This is a genomic window from Kribbella polygonati, assembly GCF_050320105.1.
GTDB lineage: Bacteria > Actinomycetota > Actinomycetes > Propionibacteriales > Kribbellaceae > Kribbella.
On the sequence record NZ_CP190129.1, the window covers coordinates 6,004,237 to 6,022,129 of the forward strand.

Below are 17,893 nucleotides of genomic sequence, written 5' to 3' on the forward strand. Positions count from 1 at the left end.
CGCTCACGGGGGGTGGAGCAAATGACAGCGATCCATCCGCAACCGAGACCGCACTCGCGGATCCGGTGGCGTACGCCGATCACGATGGTGATCCTGCTCGGAATACTGGCCGGTGGCGGCTGGTGGGGCTGGAAGTCGCTGATGAGTTCCAGCGCCGACCCGACCTGTACCGAGCAGACGCTCACCAACAACCGGCTGCTGCCCAAGCAGGTGGTACTGAACGTCTACAACGGCGGCGCCCGCGCGGGCTCGGCCGGCCGGGTGGCGGACGCGCTGAAGAAGCGCGGGTTCAACATCGACAAGATCGCGAACGAGCCGAAGGGCGACAAGACCCCGATCGTGGCGCTGCGCGGTGCCAGCGCGACGGCGCCCGAGATGCTGCTGGTCGCGGGTCAGCTGAACCAGAAGGCCCAGATGATCGCCGACGGCCGGACCGACCACACGGTCGACCTGGTGATCGGCGCCGGCTTCGGCTCGGTGAAGCTGAAGGGCATCCCGTCGGTCGCGGTCAAGGCCGGTACGTCGGTCTGCCTGCCGGTCGTCCACACCCCACAGCCGATCCCGTCGGGGCAGAACCCGAACTAGTGCTGCTCTCGCCCGCGTTCGCCGAACCAGCCGGCCAGGCGGCCGGCCCGGGAGACGGCGCGGAGGCGGCGTACGGCCTGTTCGCGGACCGGGCTGGGGGTGACGATCAGCAGCGAGTCCCCGGCCCGGAGCACAGTACGGCGGTCCGGGACGAACGCCTGGTCGCCGCGGATCACCAGCGAGACCGACACGCCCGGCGGGAGCCGTAGCTCGCCGATCTCGACACCGGCGAGCCGGGACTTGCTCGGGACGTGCACCTGCAGCATGTCCGCGCCGAGCGACTCCAGCGGCGCCACGTCGATGTCGACCTCGTGCGCCGCGTTCTCGTCGAGGACGTTCAGCCGCTTCGCCAGCCACGGCAGCGACGGCCCCTGCAGCAGCGTGAAGACGAGGACGAGCACGAACACCACGTCGAAGATCCGCTCGGCCTGCGGCACCCCCTCGGCCAGCGGAATGGTCGCGAGCACGATCGGTACGGCGCCCCGCAGCCCCGCCCAGGAGATGAACGTCCGCTCCGCCCACGGCAACCGGAACGGTGCCGCCGAGATCGCCACCGACGCGAACCGCCCGACGACCGTCACCGCGATCCCGATCACCAGCGCGACCAACAGGTCGTTCCACCCGAAGGCGCCGGGTGACGCGAGCAGCCCGAGCATCACGAACAGCCCGATCTGCGCCAGCCAGGCGATCCCGTCGACGAACGACCGGGTCGCCATCCGGTGCGGCAGCTCCGCGCGCCCGAGCACCAGCGAGGTCACGTACACCGCGGCGAAACCGGACACGTGCAGCAGCACGGAGCCCCCGGCGTACGAGAGGAAAGCCACCGCGAGTACGGCGACCGGGTACAGACCGGCCGACCCGAGCGCCATCCGCCGGATCAGGCGGACGGCCACCCAGCCGATCGCCAGCCCGAAGAGCGCTCCCACGACCAGCTCGTACAGAACGAGCCCACTGAACGCCAGCAGCCCCTTCTCGCCGACCTCGCCGGTGCTGACGAGTGTGACCAGCAACACGGTCGGAGCGTCGTTCAGACCGGACTCCGCCTCCAGCGCCCCACGCAGCCGCGGCCGGATCGGCACCCGTCTGAGCACCGAGAACACGGCCGCCGCGTCCGTCGGCGACGTCACCGCCCCGAGCAGTACGGACAGCTGCCAGTTCAGCCCGAGTACGAAGTGCGCGACACAGGCCACCACCGCGACGCTGATCGCGACCCCGACGGTCGCCAGCACCAGCCCGAGCGGCATCACCGGCCGTACTTCGTTCCACCGGGTGGTCAGGCCGCCCTCGGTCAGGATCACGACCAGCGCGGCGAACCCGAGCGCGTGCGCGAGCTGCGCGTTCTCGAAGTGGATGTGCCCCGGGCCGGCCTCGCCCAGCACCAGCCCCATGCCGAGGTAGATCAGCAGCGAGGGGAGCCCGATCCGGGCGGACAGCCGGACCGCGACCACGGCCACCAGCAGGACAGCCGCGCTCCCCAGAAGGATCCGGTCGAGCTCAGCAACGTCCATTGGGGGGCCTCTCGTCGAGCGTCGGGTCCCGAGTCAGGTCCAGAGAGACGAAAACCCTGACGCATCACACAGCATCAGGGTCTCCGGCTATCTGCCGCCCGAAGGCGGTTGGCGGTGGCGGAGGGATTTGAACCCTCGGACGGGGGTTGCCCGTCACGCGCTTTCGAGGCGCGCTCCTTCGGCCGCTCGGACACGCCACCGCCGAGGACAATATCAAGGTCTGTGGCCGATGAAGAAATCGCGGAGCCGGGCACCGGCCACGTCGGCCATCACACCGCCCACGACCTCGGGCCGGTGATTCAGCCGGCGGTCCCGTACGACGTCCCACAACGACCCCACCGCGCCGGCCTTCTCGTCGTACGCCGCGAAGATCAGCCGCTCCAGCCGGGACAGCACGATCGCCCCGGCGCACATCGTGCACGGCTCCAGCGTGACGACCAGCGTGCACCCGGTCAGCCGCCACTCGCCGACGTGCCGGGCGGCGGCGCGGATCGCCAGTACCTCGGCGTGCGCCGTCGGGTCGCCGGTGGCCTCGCGCTGGTTGTGCCCGCGGCCGATGATCTCGCCGTCCTCGGTCACCACCAGCGCGCCGATCGGTACGTCGGGCAGCGCCCGCTCGCCCTCCTCGAGCGCGAGCGCCATCAACCGCGACCACTCCCGGCGCAGCAGCGGGCTAGCCAACGGCCTCGACCGCGTCGTGGAACTGGCTGCCGAACCCGAGCTCCTCGGCGATCTCCTCGAGCATCTCCTCCGGGTAGAGGTCGACGTCGTCGCAGAGCGCGCCGAGGTCCATCGCGGTCATCCCGAGGTCGGCGATGATCGCCAGGTCGCCGGCCGGCACCTGCTCGTCGTCGTCATCGGCCAGCGGGATGTCCAGCTCGTCGACGATCTGCCGGGCCAGCGGCCACTCGGTCGCGGCGGTCACGTCCGAGATCAGCAGCCGGGCGCGCCCGCCCTGGACCCGGACCAGCACGAAGAAGTCCTCGTCGACCGAGACCAGCCCCAGCACCCCCGCGTCACCGGGGAACCGCCGGAGCGCGGAGACCAGCGTGGCCAGGTCCAGCTCACCGCGCAGAACCAGCGGCGTGACGGTCCAATGCCCGTCCTCGGTGTAGGCAGCGACCGCGAAATCCAGGTCCACGGTCATGGGGCCTCCCGGTCTGGACTGAGGAGCGGCGGGAGCGGAGCGACCAGAGCGACGAGGGAAGACCGGGAGTAACAGGCCCATGGCCCGCCGCGACGGAGTCGCGGCATCGGCACAGCCGTATCAGACACGCCTTCATGGTCGCAGAGTCGCGGGGGTTGTGGGGGGTTGCGGACGCCCAGGCCATCACAATTGCGTCTCTTCGGGCCGCGCTCGCCTGCGGCGGGCGGGCCGGTGCGATTGTGATGGCCTGGCGGTCCGCTCAGTGGTGGTACGTCGCCCAGCGCATCGCCTCGCGCAGTTGCCGGGCGCGGGCGCGCCGGGGCGCGATCCGGTCGCGCAGGGCCAGCGCCTCCTCGCGCTCCCGCAGGAACGCCGCGCGGCGCCGAAGGCGGTCGAGCTGCTCGGGCGTCTTCTCGGTCATCGGCTCACTCCCTGGAGGGCGACAGGGCAGAATCCAATGCAGTTTCCAGTGTGCCAGCGAGCGCGCTTCCCCGCGCCGAATCGCCGACGGTACCGTTCGGCCTTATGCAGATCCTCGTCGTGGACCACCCGCTCGTCGCCCACAAGCTCACCGCGCTGCGCGACGAGCAGACGGACTCACCCACGTTCCGCCGGCTGACCGAGGAACTCGTCACGCTGCTCGCCTACGAGGCGACCCGGGACGTGCGTACCGGTCCGGTCACCGTCCGTACGCCGGTCGCGGAGGCCGAGGGCGTGAAGCTCGCCGCCCCGAAGCCCCTCGTGGTGCCGATCCTGCGCGCCGGGCTCGGCATGCTCGAGGGCATGACCCGGCTGCTGCCGACCGCGGAGGTCGGCTTCCTCGGCATGGTGCGCAACGAGGAGACGCTGACGGCGTCGACGTACGCCGAGCGCCTCCCCGAGGACCTGTCCGGCCGGCAGTGCTACGTCCTGGACCCGATGCTCGCCACCGGCGGCACGCTGGCCGCGGCGATCCAGTTCCTGGTCGACCGCGGCGCGGACCACATCACCGCGATCTGCCTGCTCGCCGCCCCGGAGGGCGTCGCGCGGGTCGAACGCGAGCTGACCGACCTCGACGTACCGTGCAACCTGGTGATCGCCGGCATGGACTCCCACCTGAATGACAAGGGCTACATCGTCCCCGGCCTGGGCGACGCGGGCGACCGCTTGTACGGCGTCGCCCAGTAGCTCTGATCAGGACGTCAGGAGTGGGATGTCGGCTGCCTCCAGCGCGACGAGCTGGTCAGGGGTGGGGGCGGTCAGTTCGGAGAGGCGGTGGGCCTGGCGTTCGGTCATCGCCTGGAAGATCTGCCGGGCCGACCGGCCGTTGCCGAAGCCTTCGCCGCGGGGCATCCGTTCGAAGAGGTCGGAGAGGGCGGTCCGGGCGTCGGTGGTGACCTCGTACTGGTGGCCGCCGGCCTGGTGCTCGACGATCGCGACCAGCTCCGCCGCGGTGTAGTCCTCGAACATCAGCGTGCGGGTGAACCGGGACGACAGGCCAGGGTTGGATCCGATGAAGCGGCCCATGTCGTTCACGTACCCGGCGACGATCACGACCAGGTCGTCGCGGTGGTCCTCCATCAGTTTCACCAGCGTGGCAATGGCTTCCGCGCCGAAGTCGTTGCCGATGCCAACGGGTGACAGCGAGTACGCCTCGTCGATGAACAGCACCCCGCCGAGCGCCTGGTTCACGGCCGCGGTCGTCTTCGGCCCGGTGTGGCCGACGTACTCGCCGACCAGCGCCGTCCGGTCGACCTCGACGAGGTGGCCCTTCCGGAGCAGCCCGAGCGCCTTCAGCACCCGCCCGTACAGCCGGGCGACGGTCGTCTTGCCGGTGCCGGGGTTGCCCGCGAACACCAGGTGCCGCGACAACGGCGGCGCCGGCAGCCCGGCCTCCTGCCGCATCCGGACCGTCTGCATGAGCTTCACCATCGACTGGACGTCGCGCTTCACCCGGTCCAGGCCGACCTGCTCGTCCAGCTCGGCGAGCACGTCCTCGAGCGTCTCGTCGTCCGGCGGCATGCTCTCGTCGAGACCCGCCGTCGGCACCACCTCGGGGACACCGGCCGCGGCGACCATCGGCTTGGCCGGCAGCAGCGGTACGCCGTCCACCGTGCAGTCCTCGAACGTCGGCCGCGCGCCGTCCTCCTGCCCCACCGCGTCCACGCAGTCCCGGATCCGCAGGTGCTGGAACACCGGCGCCGCCGCCCTGCTCAGGTGCAGCGCCGGGTACTTCGTCCCGTTCACGTCGCAGTCGGCGTACTTCCCGGCCGCCTGCTCCGCGAGATAGATCCCGTTCTTCGCCACCCCCGCGACCCGCAACGCGCGGACGGCGGGTGCTGCCGACGCCCACACCACCAGCCCGGACCCGCCGCAGTCCTCGATCGCGGACCCCGACACCTCGGCCGCGGCGCCCGTGGCGACGACGATCCCGGCCGCCTTCGACCCGCTCACCCGGACGGCGTCCAGGGTCGCCAGCCCCGCGCCCGCCAGCTCGATCGCGGTCCCGACCGTTCCGCTCACGGACGACCCGCGCACCCCGGTCGCCGCGCTCGACTCCAGGTGTACGCCGGTCCCGCCGCCGCTGACCCGGCAGTCCACCGCCTCCACGGTCGCGCCGTCGACGACCGACAGCCCGGTCAGCCCGACATCCGCGATCCCGCACCGGGTCAGCTCAACCCGCGATGACGCGGTCGCGTGGACGCCGTGCTCGGCCCCCTCCCGGACCGTGCAGTCCGTCAGCCGCACCACCGCCGTACCGGTGAGGTGGACGGCGCTGTACACCGACCGGTCGAACCGGGTGCCGGTCAGCGTCGCGGTCGCGGAATCCGATGCCAGCAGGGCGTTCGCGCCCGCGTCGGCGACCACGCAGTCGGACGCCGTCAGGTCGGACTGGTCCTGTGCGACCAGCCCGCTCGCCCGCGCGTTCCGTACGCCGCAGTCCGTCAGCCGCACCTTCGCCGTACCGGCCGCGTGGATCCCCGGTCCGCCCGCCTGCTCGATCCGTACGTCGGTCAGCGCCGCCGTCGCCGCGTCCTCCAGCAGTACGCCGGCCATCCCGGTCTGCCGGATCACCGCGTCGGTGGCGTCCAGCCGGCTCGCCCCGCGCAGCCGGAACCCGTATCCGGACGTCGCGGTCATCCGCAGCCGGGACGTCTCCAGCAGCGCGTTCCCGGACAGCACCACGCCGATCCCGTCGATCGTGTCGATCACCGAGTCCTCGACCTTCGCGCGGACCCGCCCGGACAGGTGCAGCGCCGCCAGCCGGCCCTTCTCGATCCGCGTCCCACGCAGCATCAGCGTGGTCACGCCGTACCCGGTCAGGTCCGACGACCCCGCGGCACTTTCGTTGCCCCGGGCATGGATCCGGCCGCCGGCCACCCGGCAGTCCTCGAGCAGCAGCCCCGCTCCGGGCGCCACGCCGACGGCCGGCGCGTCACCGCCCGCGGACCGGATCACCAGCCCACGCAGCGAACACTCCAGCCCCTCGGCGACCACAGCCGGTTCCCCCGGTACGCCGACCAGTTCGACGGTGCCGTCGGCAACGATCGCGACGGACCGGTCCAGCCGGAGCTGCTCGGCGTACTCGCCCGCGCTCACCACGATCACGTCGCCGGGCGCCGCGGCCCGCAGCGCCTCGGTGATCCGGCGGTAGCCGCCCCGGCCGCGCGGGGTCACGTAGCGGTTGGTCACAGTGTCCCTCCAAGAGCCGGCGGAACTTGATACCACACCGGGTTGATCGACGCCCGGATCGCGGGGGTCAGGAACGCACCGCCGATCCCCTTCTCGAACAACCGGAACGGCATCGTCAGCACGATCTCCGCGAGTCCGCCCTTCTGGTAGAACCGGCCGACCGCGAAGTTCCCGCCGAGCAGCTTGGCCAGTCCGGCGCTGTTCGCGATCGCGTACCCGGTGAGGACCGCGATCCCGCCCTCGCCGACCGCCTCCCAGCCGGACAGCTTGACCGTCTTGCCGTCGGCGTTCGGGACGCCGAAGATCGCCGCGTTCATCGCGCCGTTGACGAAGCCGGTGATCGGCAGCAGCAGCATGTTCAGGCTGTAGTCGAACGTGCCGCCGCGCCAGCGCAGCGGGCTGGTGTTGCCGGCCCACTCCACGCCCCAGGTCGCGTCGTTGTTGTTCGGCCGCTTGGTGACGAACTTGCCGCCGTCGACGTTGCTCATGGTCTGCTTCAGGTTCCGCAGCGAGCCGCCGAGCTTGGTCTCGGTGAGCGCCGCGCCGGCCACCGACTTCAGCGTCGCGCCGACCGCGGCGTTCATCAGGGCCTTGAGCGCGTCGTTGCCGGTGAAGGGCTTGTTCTGCGCCTCCGCGACGATGCCCGCGATCATCAGGCTGGCCGCGTAGTCGAGGAAGAACTCGGTCCCGACCTGCAGCATCACCTTCTGCGTGAGCAGCCGCGAGAACGGCGCGTAGTTCGCCTCGCGGAACGGGTTGCCGCCCGGCGTCAGGGTCTTGTTCGCCAGCGTCCAGTCGGACTGCATCAGCCACGGCTGCCGCTGCGCGTCGCCGATCCGGGTACTCCAGCCGCGGTACTCCGTCATCGCGCCGCGGAAGTCGAACTCGTTCCCGGTCAGCGTGAGCCGGCCGTCGACCATCTCGAAGACCAGCCCGTTGTCGGACCGCTCCCCGATCACCGCGCCCGCCTGGTCGTACAGCTTCCACTGGCCGTGCACCTTGTCGGTCTCCAGGAAGTTGTTCCCGGAGGCCACCCGCTCGCGGACGACCTTGTCGAAGTCGAACTCCTTCCACTGCCGCAGGTCCGTCTGCCCGTTGTCGAGTTTGTACTCGCGGATCCGGATCGGCCGGTCGCCGCCGATGTGCGGCGGCGTCTCGCGGAGGATCTGCGGGGGTACCTGCCCGTTCTGCGGCAGGCTGTCCCGGAAGTGCTGACTGCCCGGCGTCCAGTGCTGCTGCCAGGAGCCGTCCGCGGCCCGCCACTGCCGGTCCAGCCGGGTGCTGCCGACAACCTCCGCGCCGGTCTTGTCGAACTCCGCGACCTTCCACCGGTTGCCGTCCTGCCAGGACTCGACGAACCGCCGTTCGTCCAGCAGGTGCCGGTCCCGGATCAGGTTGCCCGCGGCATCGAAGTCGCGGAACGAGTTGTCCCAGCTGATGCCCTCGTCGCCCGATCCCTTGAAGTGGAACCGGTCCCCTTCGCGACCCGCGATCGGTACGCCGGTGTGGTCCAGCTCGCGCCACCGCCAGGTGGAGGAATCGGCCGCGCCGGTCGCCACGACGTACCGGTGGTTGCCGCCGACCGGCGCCGGGGTCTGGTGCGAGCTCCCGACCAGGTTGCCGTGCGCGTCCCGGTCCACCCAGATGTTCCGGTCGGTGCCGGGCTGCTGGAACTCGCGGACCACGCCACCCGGCCGGCTCTCCCGGACGACCGTCCAGCCGTGTCCGTCGAGCTCGGCGTAGTCGCGCCAGCCGTTGGTGTTGTCGAAGACCCGCCACCCGCTCTGGTCGCCGGCCTTCCACGGCGTCGTCGCGTTCAGGTACTGGTTCGCCGGCGGGGTCGCGTGGTCGCCGACCTTGATCTCGGTGCCGTCGTGCAGCTTGCCCTTCGAGCGGACGAAGTCGCCGTTCATCGTGACGTCGACGACCGACTCGTCGGTGCCGACGTACCGGATGCCGCGACCGGCGTCGGCGCCATCGGTCTCCCAGCGGAAGATCTGGAACCGGTTGTCGCCGGAGATGTGCGCGACGCTGCCCACGGTCGGCGGGTTGTCGAGGAAGTTCTGCCGGACCCACACCGGCGGCCGCTGGTCACCCTGCCGGACGGTCTGCAGCAGTACACCGCCGTCCAGCAGCTCGCCCTTGCCGATCGACTTGAGCTGCGGCGACTGGACCTCGAACTCGCCCGACCGGGTCGGGTGCGTGGCGCCCGGCTCGAGCTTGAACTCCTGGTACTGCCGGGCCTTGTCCGGGCCGTGCCAGGTACCCCACTTCTGCTGGGCGACCCGGGTCACCTCGTTGCCGTTGTCGAGCACGCGGACGGTGTCGGTCCAGCCCTCGCCGATCTTCTCCAGCGTCCGGTCGCCGTTGGCGATCCGCAGCCCGTCGGCGTCGTACCGGTGCCAGGTCCAGTTGCGCCCGTCCTTGATCGCGAGCACGTGGCCGGTGATCTCCTTGTCGGCCTTGCCCAGCGGGGTCGGCTGCTCGGCGATCGGGTTCGCGTACTTCTGCAGGCCCTGCTGGTAGTCGCGGACCACGTTGCCGTGGTGGTCGTAGTCGCGCCAGCCGGATCCGCCGGTGCCGAAGTGCCGCTTGCCCCAGTTCGCCAGGGCTCCGTTCGCGTCGTACGTCGCCCAGGTCGTCCGGCGGTCGAACGACCCGAAGCCGAGGGTGTCGGTCCGACGGAAGCTGTCCAGGATCGTGCCGTCCGGCAGGAACCGCCGTTCGAAGACCTCGACCTCCTTGGCGGTCGAGCTCTGCAGCCGGACCCGGCCGTTGCCGAGACCCACGACGTCGACCTTGCCGTGCTGGAAGCCGCCGGTCCCGTCGACGCTCGCGCCGTCCACCCGGCGCCACGTGTTGTCGGTGCGGTTCACGACGTACGTGAACTCGGTCGCCTGGCCGTTGCGGACCACCGGGAAGCCCTGCTCGGTCAGCGTGCCTTCGCGGGAGAACACGTGGAACTCGCCGTTCCGCGGGCCTCGTACGTCGATCTCGAGCCGGACGCCGCCCTGCGCGTCGATCGCGACGCGGTGCGGGGTCGGTACCGGTACGCCGTTGCGGTCCGTCCAGGTGACAGCGCCGTTCTGGTCGCGGGTGACGCGGGTGAGTCCCGCGCCGAGGGCGTGCCCGTCCAGGTCGGTGACCTCGCGGACGACGGCGCCGTTCAGGTCGAACACGTCGAAGCCGCCGGCGCGGGTGACCGTGATCTCGCCGGCCGCGCCGTCGAACGTGACCGTGCGACCGGGAATCGGCTGGTAGTTCGCGTCGAGGCGCTGCGCGCCGGTCGGGGTGATCTCCAGGAAACCGTGCTCGCCGGGCAGCGCGACGGCGTGCCCGTTCGCCTGGAACCCGCCGTCCGGGTCGTACGCGCGGTAGTTGCCTCCATCAACGACCCGGTAGCCGCCGCCCGGGATGTGCTCGACGGTACGGCCGGCGCCGGCCGGGTCGCGCAGCGTGAGGTTGTTGTTGACGTCGTGGACCACGACCTGCTGGTTGCCGAGCGGGACCTGCCGGTCCAGGTAGCCGCCCGCGTCGTCGAAGGTGCGGGCGATCCCGTTCGCCTCCGTGACCCGGAAACCGCCACCGTCGAGGGTCGTGACCCGGCCGGGAAGCTGCGCGCCGGCGTTGTCGACGAGGACCGGATCCATGCCGTGGGCGCGGTACAGGAAGGTCTGGCCGGCGTGCGCGGGATCCGTCACCTGGATTCCGCTGCCGCGCTGGATGCCGGTCCGGTCGAACCACCGGACATCCCCGAAAGCGTTGTCGGAAACCCGGAAGTGCCCGTTCCCCAGGTGCTCCACCTGCGCGGTCGGTACCGCCGTACCGTGCACGTCGGTCGCGTGGACCCCGCCGCCACCGTTCGGCTCGGTGAAGAGGTTGGCCTGTGGGTTGAACGGGTCCCGGAGTACGACGCCGTCGCCGAGGTGGGCGCCGTCCGCGCCGTACCGTGCGACCCGGCCCTGTGGACCGAGCACCCGGAAACCGCCGTCTGGCAGGTCGGAGACGCGCAGCTCGTTGCTCCCCGCGACATGCGGCCGGCCCTCGAGCGGCCGGACGATCCACTGGTCGCCGAACCGGCCGCCCCCGATCTGCAACCGGACGTCGAGCTGCTTGCCGTCGGCACCGAACCCGATCCCGTGCCGGCCGTCCGTGACCACGAACCGGCCGTCCGGCAAGGGCTGCAGGTGGGCGTTCGGGATCGGTACGCCGTGCTGGTCGACCAGGCGGGTCCCGCCGGGGAGGTTCTCGGTGAAGTGGTTGCCCTGCGGGTGGTTCAGCCGGATGCCGTCGCCGCGCAGTACGCCGTTCCCGTCGTACAACTGGGTACGACCGTCCGGGCCGGTGAGGCGGAAGCCGTTGTCGCCGAAGTCGTCGAGCGTCAGGTGCTGCGCGTTCGGGCCGGTGACGTGCGGGGTGCCACCCTCCGGGCGGATCACCACGTGGTTGTCGAACGCGCCCGCGAGCGGGTGCTGCTGGATCGGCGGCAGCTGCACGGTCCGGACGATCACCGGCTCCTGGCCGCCGAGGACCTGGTCCCAGGCCTGCGGGTACCGCGTCATCATCCACTCGGCCTTCTGCTGCACGGTGGACATGGTGACGATGCGCTGGTCGGTCTTGGTCGCGTGGTCCGGGAACTTCTCACGGAACCAGCCGGCGAAGTCGCCCCGGTTGTCGGTGTGCCCGACGGCGCCGTTGATGTGCTGGACCGCGGCACGCCGGCCCGGGCCGAGATCGGCCAGCAGGTCGGTGATCGAGGCGGTCGGCAGCTTCTGCGTCGGGACGAGGTGTTTCAGCCCGTCCGGTACGGTGCGGAATTCGAACAGCAGCGCCTTCTCGCCGCCGATCACCGCGTCGTTGATGCCGTGGCCGGCGACCTCGCCGCCGCCCAGGATGTACAGCTTCGACTCCCGCCAGATCGCGCCGTCGCCGACCTCCGGCAGCTCCCGGAGCAGCTTCAGCGTGGCGGCCTTGTCGACGTCGGACAGGCCCTCGAGGACGAGGTTCGGGCGGGTTCTCGGGAGGACGGCCCAGTCGTTCTTCACCACCGGGTCGGTGAGGCTGTGGAACGGCGACGCGCCCGGGTGGTTGCCGATCGGGATGCCGTGCTTGTCGACCTGCTTCGCGGTGAAGGTGATGACCGACTTCAGGTAGGTGTACGCCGACTCGACCGCCTCGGGGTTGTCGAGGGTCGTGTGGTCGAGGTTCCGGACCGCGTCGTCGTTGCGGAACCCGGCGTCGTACCAGGGGTTCTCGCGGAGCAGCCGCAGCTCGTCGGTGGTGGCGAACTCGGTCGCCTTCACGCCGACCGTGAGCTGCTGGCCGCCGAGCGGCATCGTGACCGAGCCGACGTCGTCCAGCTGCATGCCGCTGCCGCCGCCGATCACGTGCCGGCCGTTGGTGATCTCCAGGCGGAAACGTCCGTCCGGACTGGTGATCGACTCCATCGCCTGGTGGTTCGCGGTGTTCAGGCGACTCTTGAAGGTGTCGAGCAGGAACTGCGTGGCATCCTCGCGGAGCGCGATCCCGGCCTGGTCGCCGACGCGCGACGGATAGTTGACCAGCTCGACGGTGTGCGTGGTCCAGTTACCACCGCGTGCTGCCGGAAGGTCTCCCGGATTGCGGTAGATCCCGTTGCTCATGTCCTTGGTCACCATCACCAAGGACTCGTCGGTGTCCACCTTCTTGACGAACGCGAACACCCGGTGCGACCCCTCCGGCATCGCGACCACAAACCCGCCGAGCTCACTCTCGGTCCCGAACGAAGCACTGTCGAACCGCTTCCCAAACTCCGGCGCCACCACCCGCTGCCCCCGCGCCGGCACATGCCCACTCCCAGACGAAACCGCCCCACGCCCCACCAAAGGCGGAGGAGGCGGAGGCGCCAGGTGCCCCGCCAAGGGTGGCGGAGGTGGAGGCGGCGGCGCACCATGCACGCCCGGCTCGGGCACAGCCCCATGCGCGCCCGGCTCGGGCACCCCACCGTGCGCCTGCGGCTCCGGCAGCACACCACGCACACCCGGCTCCGGCTGCACACCGTGCACGCCTGGCTCCGGCTGCACACCGTGCACGCCTGGCTCCGGCGCCACGCCATGCAGGCCCGGCTCCGGCACCACGCCATGCACGCCGGCGGGCGGCGGGCTGCCGGGCGCCGGAGGCGGCGCGCCGTGGGTGGGCGGGGGTGTAGGGACTATGTGGGTGTCTTCGAGGTCTGGGGTAGTGTGGCCGGTCGTGCCGCCGAGGAGGCGGGGGCGGTCTTTGAGGGACTGGTCCAGGAGGTTGCGTAGCTGGGTCTGGATGTCGGCGACCGACGTACCGGGGTACTTGGCTTCGAACGTCGTCTTCGCCTGGTTGAGGTTGTCCTGCGCCTTCCACAGGTTGACGAACATCTTGGCCCCGACCGGCGGCCCGTCGGACGGCCCGTCCGCACGATGCCCGTACAGCCGTACGTCGTGGATCGCCGCGTCCACCTGCGCCTGCGCGCGCTGCACGTTCACGAAGTCGTCCATCTTCGCGCCGGCTGTCGCATCCGTGTCCCCAGGCCCCCGGAACACCTCGAACCGGGCCGCGAAGTCGTCGTCCCACGCCTTCGCGATCCCCTTGCCCTTCCCCGGCACCTGGTCCCACGACGCCGGCTTCGGCATCCCGGCGAACGCGTCGTTGTTGTGCAGCACGTTCCCGCGCAGGTCGGTGGCCAGGTTCGAGAACTGCTGCCCGCTCCACGTCTTGTCGAACTTGTTCGCGCCGTCCGCGGTCCAGATCACCCGCACCGAGTCGTCCTGCGGGTTCCGCAGTACCGAGATCGTCAGCTCGTCCGACGACCCCGGCTTCGTCACATGCACCGTGTGCGACAACCCGTCCACACTCGTGGTCGCCCGGGTTGTCACGTCCGAGAGCCCTTCGAACCCGCGCAACCCCGGCGTCTCGAACGACTTCACGAAGTCCCCGAACGCCGCCTCCGACGAGATCCCCGGCCACTTCGCGGTGATCACCTCGTCGAACCTCGACGCCGGGATCGGCTCGGCCTTGACCGGAATGATCCGGTGCCCGTTCTCGACGATGTCCGGCCCGGTCCGCTTGAACGTGGCGGGCCCGAGCGTGATCTCCCACTGGTCCTGGTTCCACGCCCGCGCCTCGCCCGTCCCCGGGTGGTACCCCTCCGGGTACGCCATCGCCAGCTTGCTGTGGTTCGGCGGTACGTCGACCTTGAACACGACCCGGTTCGAGTCGACTCCGTTCTTCGCCCACTCGTCCTGGAACTTCAGCGTGCTGGACGTCGACACCGGCAGCCGCTCGACGAACTCGTCGGCCTGCGCGCTCAACGGATCCATCGACACCCCGCGATACACGGTGATGTGATCCGCGGCCCCCTTGAACTGCAACTCGCGAGCAACCGTGTCGAAGTTCTTCACCTTCGCGACCAGCGTCCCGTCGGCCAGCGAGGACGGGTTCACGTACCCGCCGAAGCCGCGCTTGGACGTGAACGACCCGCCCATCACGTCCTTCATCAGGTTCTCGACCGCCTTGTTGCCGGCCGCCTCCGTGAGGTGCGTCCGCGACAGGTCCACCTGCGCGTTCCACCGGGCGAGATCGTCACCCGCGAGGTGCGGCGGCGGTACGGGCCGCACCAGGTCGCCGGTGGCCGTCGTACCGATGCCGTGGAACGAGCCGTCCCGGCCGTACCGCATCGGCCCGTGCGGCGATGCCACCACCAGGCCGGCCTCGGTGACCTTCACGGAGTACTTGCCGTCGGCAACTCCGCTGTCCAGGTTCCCGAGCTTGCCCTCCAGCGACACCGCCTTGCCGTCGAAATGCCCGCCGTGCAACGAGAACGACTCACCCACATGATTGGCCCGACCACCGAATCCCAGGCTGTACGTCCAGGTGTGGGACCCGTCGGAGATCGTCAGCGTCTTACCGACCACGGTCGAGGTGAAGTCGTCCGCCCCCGGCCCGTGGACGTGTACCTGCGCACCGTTGACGTCGAACTTCAGCCCGGCGTGCCCGGGTACGTCGTACGTCATCGTCCGCGCGCCGCCGAGCAGCCGCGGCCGGACGCTCAGCGACTCCTTCGTCAGGTCGTCGAGCTGCTTCTGCAGACCGTCGACGCCGATCCCGTGCTTCCCCTCGAAGGCGTTCTTGGCCAGGTCGAGGTCGTGCTGCGCGCCGTGCAGGTCGATGTGCACCTGGTCGCCGACCGACGGCGCGTTCGACGGCCCGTCCACCCGGTCGCCGTGGATCGCCACGTTCTCCTGCGCGATGTGCAGGTTGTTCTGGGCCTGCTGGACCCGGGTGAAGTCGTCCAGCTTCGCGTTCACCGCGGCGTCGGTGTCGCCGGGCTTGCGGAACACGCCGGCCTTCGCGGCCAGGTCGCTGTTCCAGGCCGCGTTCAGCGACTGGTTCTCCAGTTTGCCGTTCGCGTTGTAGTGCCAGGACATCCCGTCCTTGCCCAGCACGTGGACGCCGCCGGTGTCGAGCGCGCGGATCGTGACCTGGTCCGGGATCGCGGTGCCGTCCAGGGTGGTGATCCGGAACCCGCCGTCCGGCTGCTTGATCAGCACCCGGTCGTCGATCCGGGCGAGACCGTCGCCCTTGGTCAGCCGTACGCCGTGGTCGACGACGACGCCGTTCGGGTCGAAGCGGGTCGTCGTACCGGTGGAGGTGTCGGTGAACCGCAGGCCCCCGCCGTTCAGCGGGTCGAGCCGCCCGTTCGGGCCGCCGCCGTGCAGGTTGAACTGGGTGACCCCGCCTTCGAACCGCTCGACCTTCACGACGATCCCGGGGTGGTCCGGCAGCCCGTTCAGCGGGATCTCGCTCCGGCCCGGGCTGAACGTGTGCGGCGCGACCTGCTGCTGCGGCGGTACGTCGGTCTTCGGCACGTTCACCGGCTGCACGTGCGCGGTCGGCGGAGTCGCGACGTTCTGGACCCCGGTGAACGTCGGCGTCTCGGTCCGGAGGTTGGCCGGGCTGACCATCTTGAGGTCGGCCGGGCCGCCGGTGATCAGGTCGAGCGCGGCGTTCACGCGCTCGACGGCCGGCGGGCTGACCACGTGACCGCCGTTCGTCGCGGCCGGCGCCGGCGGCCGGGTCAGTTCGTCCAGCGAGAGCCGCAGGTGGTTCGCCTGGAAGCCGTGCGACACGCCCTCGTTGATCGAGGTGGTGATGTGCGGCGAGATGGAGGTCGTCGAGTTGTTCCGGAGGCTGGAGTTGACCAGGTCACCGATGCTCGTCGACTGCGGCGTGGAGACGTGCAGCGAGCTGATGTTCGTGACCGGCGGCGTCACGTTCATGCCGCCGTTCAGATGGGTCAGCGACGTCGAGGTGGTCGGGATCTGCACGTTCCCGGTCACCCCGTTGACACCGTGGATGCTGTTCACCGCGGGCTGCCCGATGTTCGCCGACGGGATGTTCGTGAGGTTGGTACCGGCGGTCGAGGGCACATGCACGCCGCCGGGCGTGACCACGGTCTCCAGGTTGACGCCGTGCCCGAGGTTGGTGTTCATCGGCGGCAGGTGCAGGTCCTCGAACGCCTTGCCGGCAGTGATCCCGGACTCGGTCGCGAACCCGAACTGGTTGATCTTGACGTCCGGCTTCAGCGGCGGCGGCGCGATCATCTCCTGGAAGAACACCTTCGTGTTCTCCAGGAACGTCAGCTTCGGGGTGTTGATCGGTACGGCGCTGATCGTGTGGCCGAGCGCACTAACCATCGGCAGGCCGAACACGTGCTGCCCGGCCAGACCGCGGCCGAACACGCCGACCTTCAGCGCCTGCGTGAACGCCTGGAAGTCCGTCATACCGAGCGCCTTGAAGGCCCGGATCTCGTCCGCCGCCACCGGCAGGATCAGCCGGGTCCACTGCAGCCCGCCGAAGTGCGCGGAGATGAACTGCTTGCTGCCGGTCCAGACCGTCCCGAGGCCCTTGCCGACGGCGCTGAACCCGCGGACGATCGTGGCCGGCAGCTGGGTGAACGCCGTACCGAACTTGCCCAGCGCGCCGAGCGTGATCGAGCCGAAGCTGGCGCCGAAGTTGCCGACCGAGACGGCGAAGTTGCGAATGTTCGACGCGACGAACAGGCCGGTCTCCCGGATCGAGAGGGTGACCAGCATCGGCATCCCCTTCAGCCCGGTCATCATCGTGAACAGGAAGTCCTTGCTGAAGATGGTCCGGAAGCTGCTGGCCAGTCCCTTCGCACCGGCACTGATGCCCTTCGCGATGCCTTTGATGATGCTGAAGATCGGCAGCGCCTTGGTGGTCGGCGCGATCAGCCCGAGGCCGGCCAGGAACAGGTCCAGGAACGACGCGTCACCGTTCGCGACGTCGACGATGGTCTTGATGAACAGCGCCAGGTTGACGCCGAGCGCGAGCAGCGCGATCGGACCGCCGAAGATCAGCGCCGGGATGATCAGGATGATCGCCAGCCACTTGAACGCCTCCCAGAACGCCTCGCAGGAGGAGATCGGCAACTGGATGTCGGAGACCCCGTTGATCTTTCCGGCGTACGTCGAGGCCTGGTCGGACTGGTCCCGCCCGGCCTGCTCGGCGATGCCCTTCTGGGTGTCCCGCTCCGGGTCGTCCTCCTTCAGCCCGCGGCCGGCCGCCAGCGCGGCGTCGGCCTTGCGCTGCTGCTCCTCGACCACCCCGCGCCAGTCACGCAGCGCCTGCGCCGAGGTCTCGAACGCGTTCGCCACGTCCTCGACATGCCCGCGCAACCGGTCGTCCACCTTGCCACGCAACGCGTCCGCGGCCTGGCCGACGAACACGCTGTCGTTGTTGGTGTTCATCACCGACTGGATCGCGTTGAAGATGTCCCGCGCCTTGCCGCCGAGCTTCTGCAGCACCTCGGCCAGCTGGCCGATGGTCTCCGGCTCCCCGGGAGTCGGGTCGCCACCGAGTCCGATCGCGTCCCAGTCGCTCGGCCGTGGCATCCGCCCTCCCTGGTGATCCGGTCCTCCGTACTGACCACGCCGTACCGGGGTCCCGG

The 17,893-nt window shown here is 70.3% G+C and carries 8 protein-coding genes and 1 tRNA gene; 2 read left to right on the top strand and 7 right to left on the bottom strand.

Features of this window, described 5'->3' with window-relative positions:
* The first annotated feature begins 21 nt into the window (after window positions 1–21).
* The gene (locus tag ACQHIV_RS28385; protein WP_427886738.1) at window positions 22–585 is read left to right on the top strand and encodes a LytR C-terminal domain-containing protein; all 564 of its coding nucleotides are present in this window, start codon (window positions 22–24) and stop codon (window positions 583–585) included.
* Here ACQHIV_RS28385 and ACQHIV_RS28390 read toward each other — a convergent pair.
* The 5 genes from ACQHIV_RS28390 to ACQHIV_RS28410 all read right to left on the bottom strand — a co-directional run bounded on the left by ACQHIV_RS28390 (window position 582) and on the right by ACQHIV_RS28410 (window position 3,661).
* Window positions 582–2,093 carry a potassium/proton antiporter gene (locus tag ACQHIV_RS28390; RefSeq protein WP_427886740.1) on the bottom strand — a complete coding sequence of 504 codons (1,512 nt, stop codon included), beginning with the start codon at window positions 2,091–2,093 and terminating at the stop codon, window positions 582–584. The two genes, ACQHIV_RS28385 and ACQHIV_RS28390, sit on opposite strands and share 4 nt — an antisense overlap.
* A 109-nt stretch (window positions 2,094–2,202) precedes the next feature.
* Window positions 2,203–2,293: transfer RNA gene (locus ACQHIV_RS28395), tRNA-Ser, on the bottom strand.
* Window positions 2,294–2,306: 13 nt separating this feature from the next.
* Complete coding sequence (locus ACQHIV_RS28400; protein ID WP_427896582.1) at window positions 2,307–2,735, bottom strand: nucleoside deaminase; 429 nt, start codon at window positions 2,733–2,735, stop codon at window positions 2,307–2,309.
* A 31-nt stretch (window positions 2,736–2,766) separates the two neighbouring features.
* Window positions 2,767–3,240, bottom strand: a complete 474-nt coding sequence (locus ACQHIV_RS28405) for a tRNA adenosine deaminase-associated protein (RefSeq protein WP_427886742.1) — start codon at window positions 3,238–3,240, stop codon at window positions 2,767–2,769.
* A gap of 259 nt (window positions 3,241–3,499) precedes the next feature.
* Window positions 3,500–3,661 (bottom strand): hypothetical protein, encoded by a 162-nt coding sequence (locus ACQHIV_RS28410; protein WP_427886743.1) that lies wholly within the window; start codon window positions 3,659–3,661, stop codon window positions 3,500–3,502.
* A gap of 104 nt (window positions 3,662–3,765) precedes the next feature.
* Between ACQHIV_RS28410 and upp the strand changes: the two genes are divergently transcribed.
* Window positions 3,766–4,407, top strand: a complete 642-nt coding sequence (gene upp / locus ACQHIV_RS28415) for a uracil phosphoribosyltransferase (RefSeq protein ID WP_427886745.1) — start codon at window positions 3,766–3,768, stop codon at window positions 4,405–4,407.
* A 6-nt stretch (window positions 4,408–4,413) separates the two neighbouring features.
* Here upp and ACQHIV_RS28420 read toward each other — a convergent pair whose 3' ends face one another.
* Together ACQHIV_RS28420 and ACQHIV_RS28425 are read right to left on the bottom strand one after the other, a co-directional pair.
* On the bottom strand, window positions 4,414–6,912 hold the full coding sequence (locus tag ACQHIV_RS28420) for a right-handed parallel beta-helix repeat-containing protein (RefSeq protein WP_427886747.1): 2,499 nt from the start codon (window positions 6,910–6,912) through the stop codon (window positions 4,414–4,416).
* Window positions 6,909–17,837 (bottom strand): actin cross-linking domain-containing toxin, encoded by a 10,929-nt coding sequence (locus tag ACQHIV_RS28425; protein ID WP_427886748.1) that lies wholly within the window; start codon window positions 17,835–17,837, stop codon window positions 6,909–6,911. Before ACQHIV_RS28425 ends, ACQHIV_RS28420 begins: the two co-directional genes overlap by 4 nt.
* Between the last annotated feature and the right edge of the window lie 56 nt (window positions 17,838–17,893).

Bases quoted from the DNA above. Each gene is read 5' to 3' on its own strand.
- ACQHIV_RS28385 (WP_427886738.1), top strand. From the start codon at position 22: ATGACAGCGATCCATCCGCAACCGAGACCGCACTCGCGGATCCGGTGG.
- ACQHIV_RS28390 (WP_427886740.1), bottom strand. From the start codon at position 2,093: ATGGACGTTGCTGAGCTCGACCGGATCCTTCTGGGGAGCGCGGCTGTC.
- ACQHIV_RS28400 (WP_427896582.1), bottom strand. From the start codon at position 2,735: ATGGCGCTCGCGCTCGAGGAGGGCGAGCGGGCGCTGCCCGACGTACCG.
- ACQHIV_RS28405 (WP_427886742.1), bottom strand. From the start codon at position 3,240: ATGACCGTGGACCTGGATTTCGCGGTCGCTGCCTACACCGAGGACGGG.
- ACQHIV_RS28410 (WP_427886743.1), bottom strand. From the start codon at position 3,661: ATGACCGAGAAGACGCCCGAGCAGCTCGACCGCCTTCGGCGCCGCGCG.
- upp (WP_427886745.1), top strand. From the start codon at position 3,766: ATGCAGATCCTCGTCGTGGACCACCCGCTCGTCGCCCACAAGCTCACC.
- ACQHIV_RS28425 (WP_427886748.1), bottom strand. From the start codon at position 17,837: ATGCCACGGCCGAGCGACTGGGACGCGATCGGACTCGGTGGCGACCCG.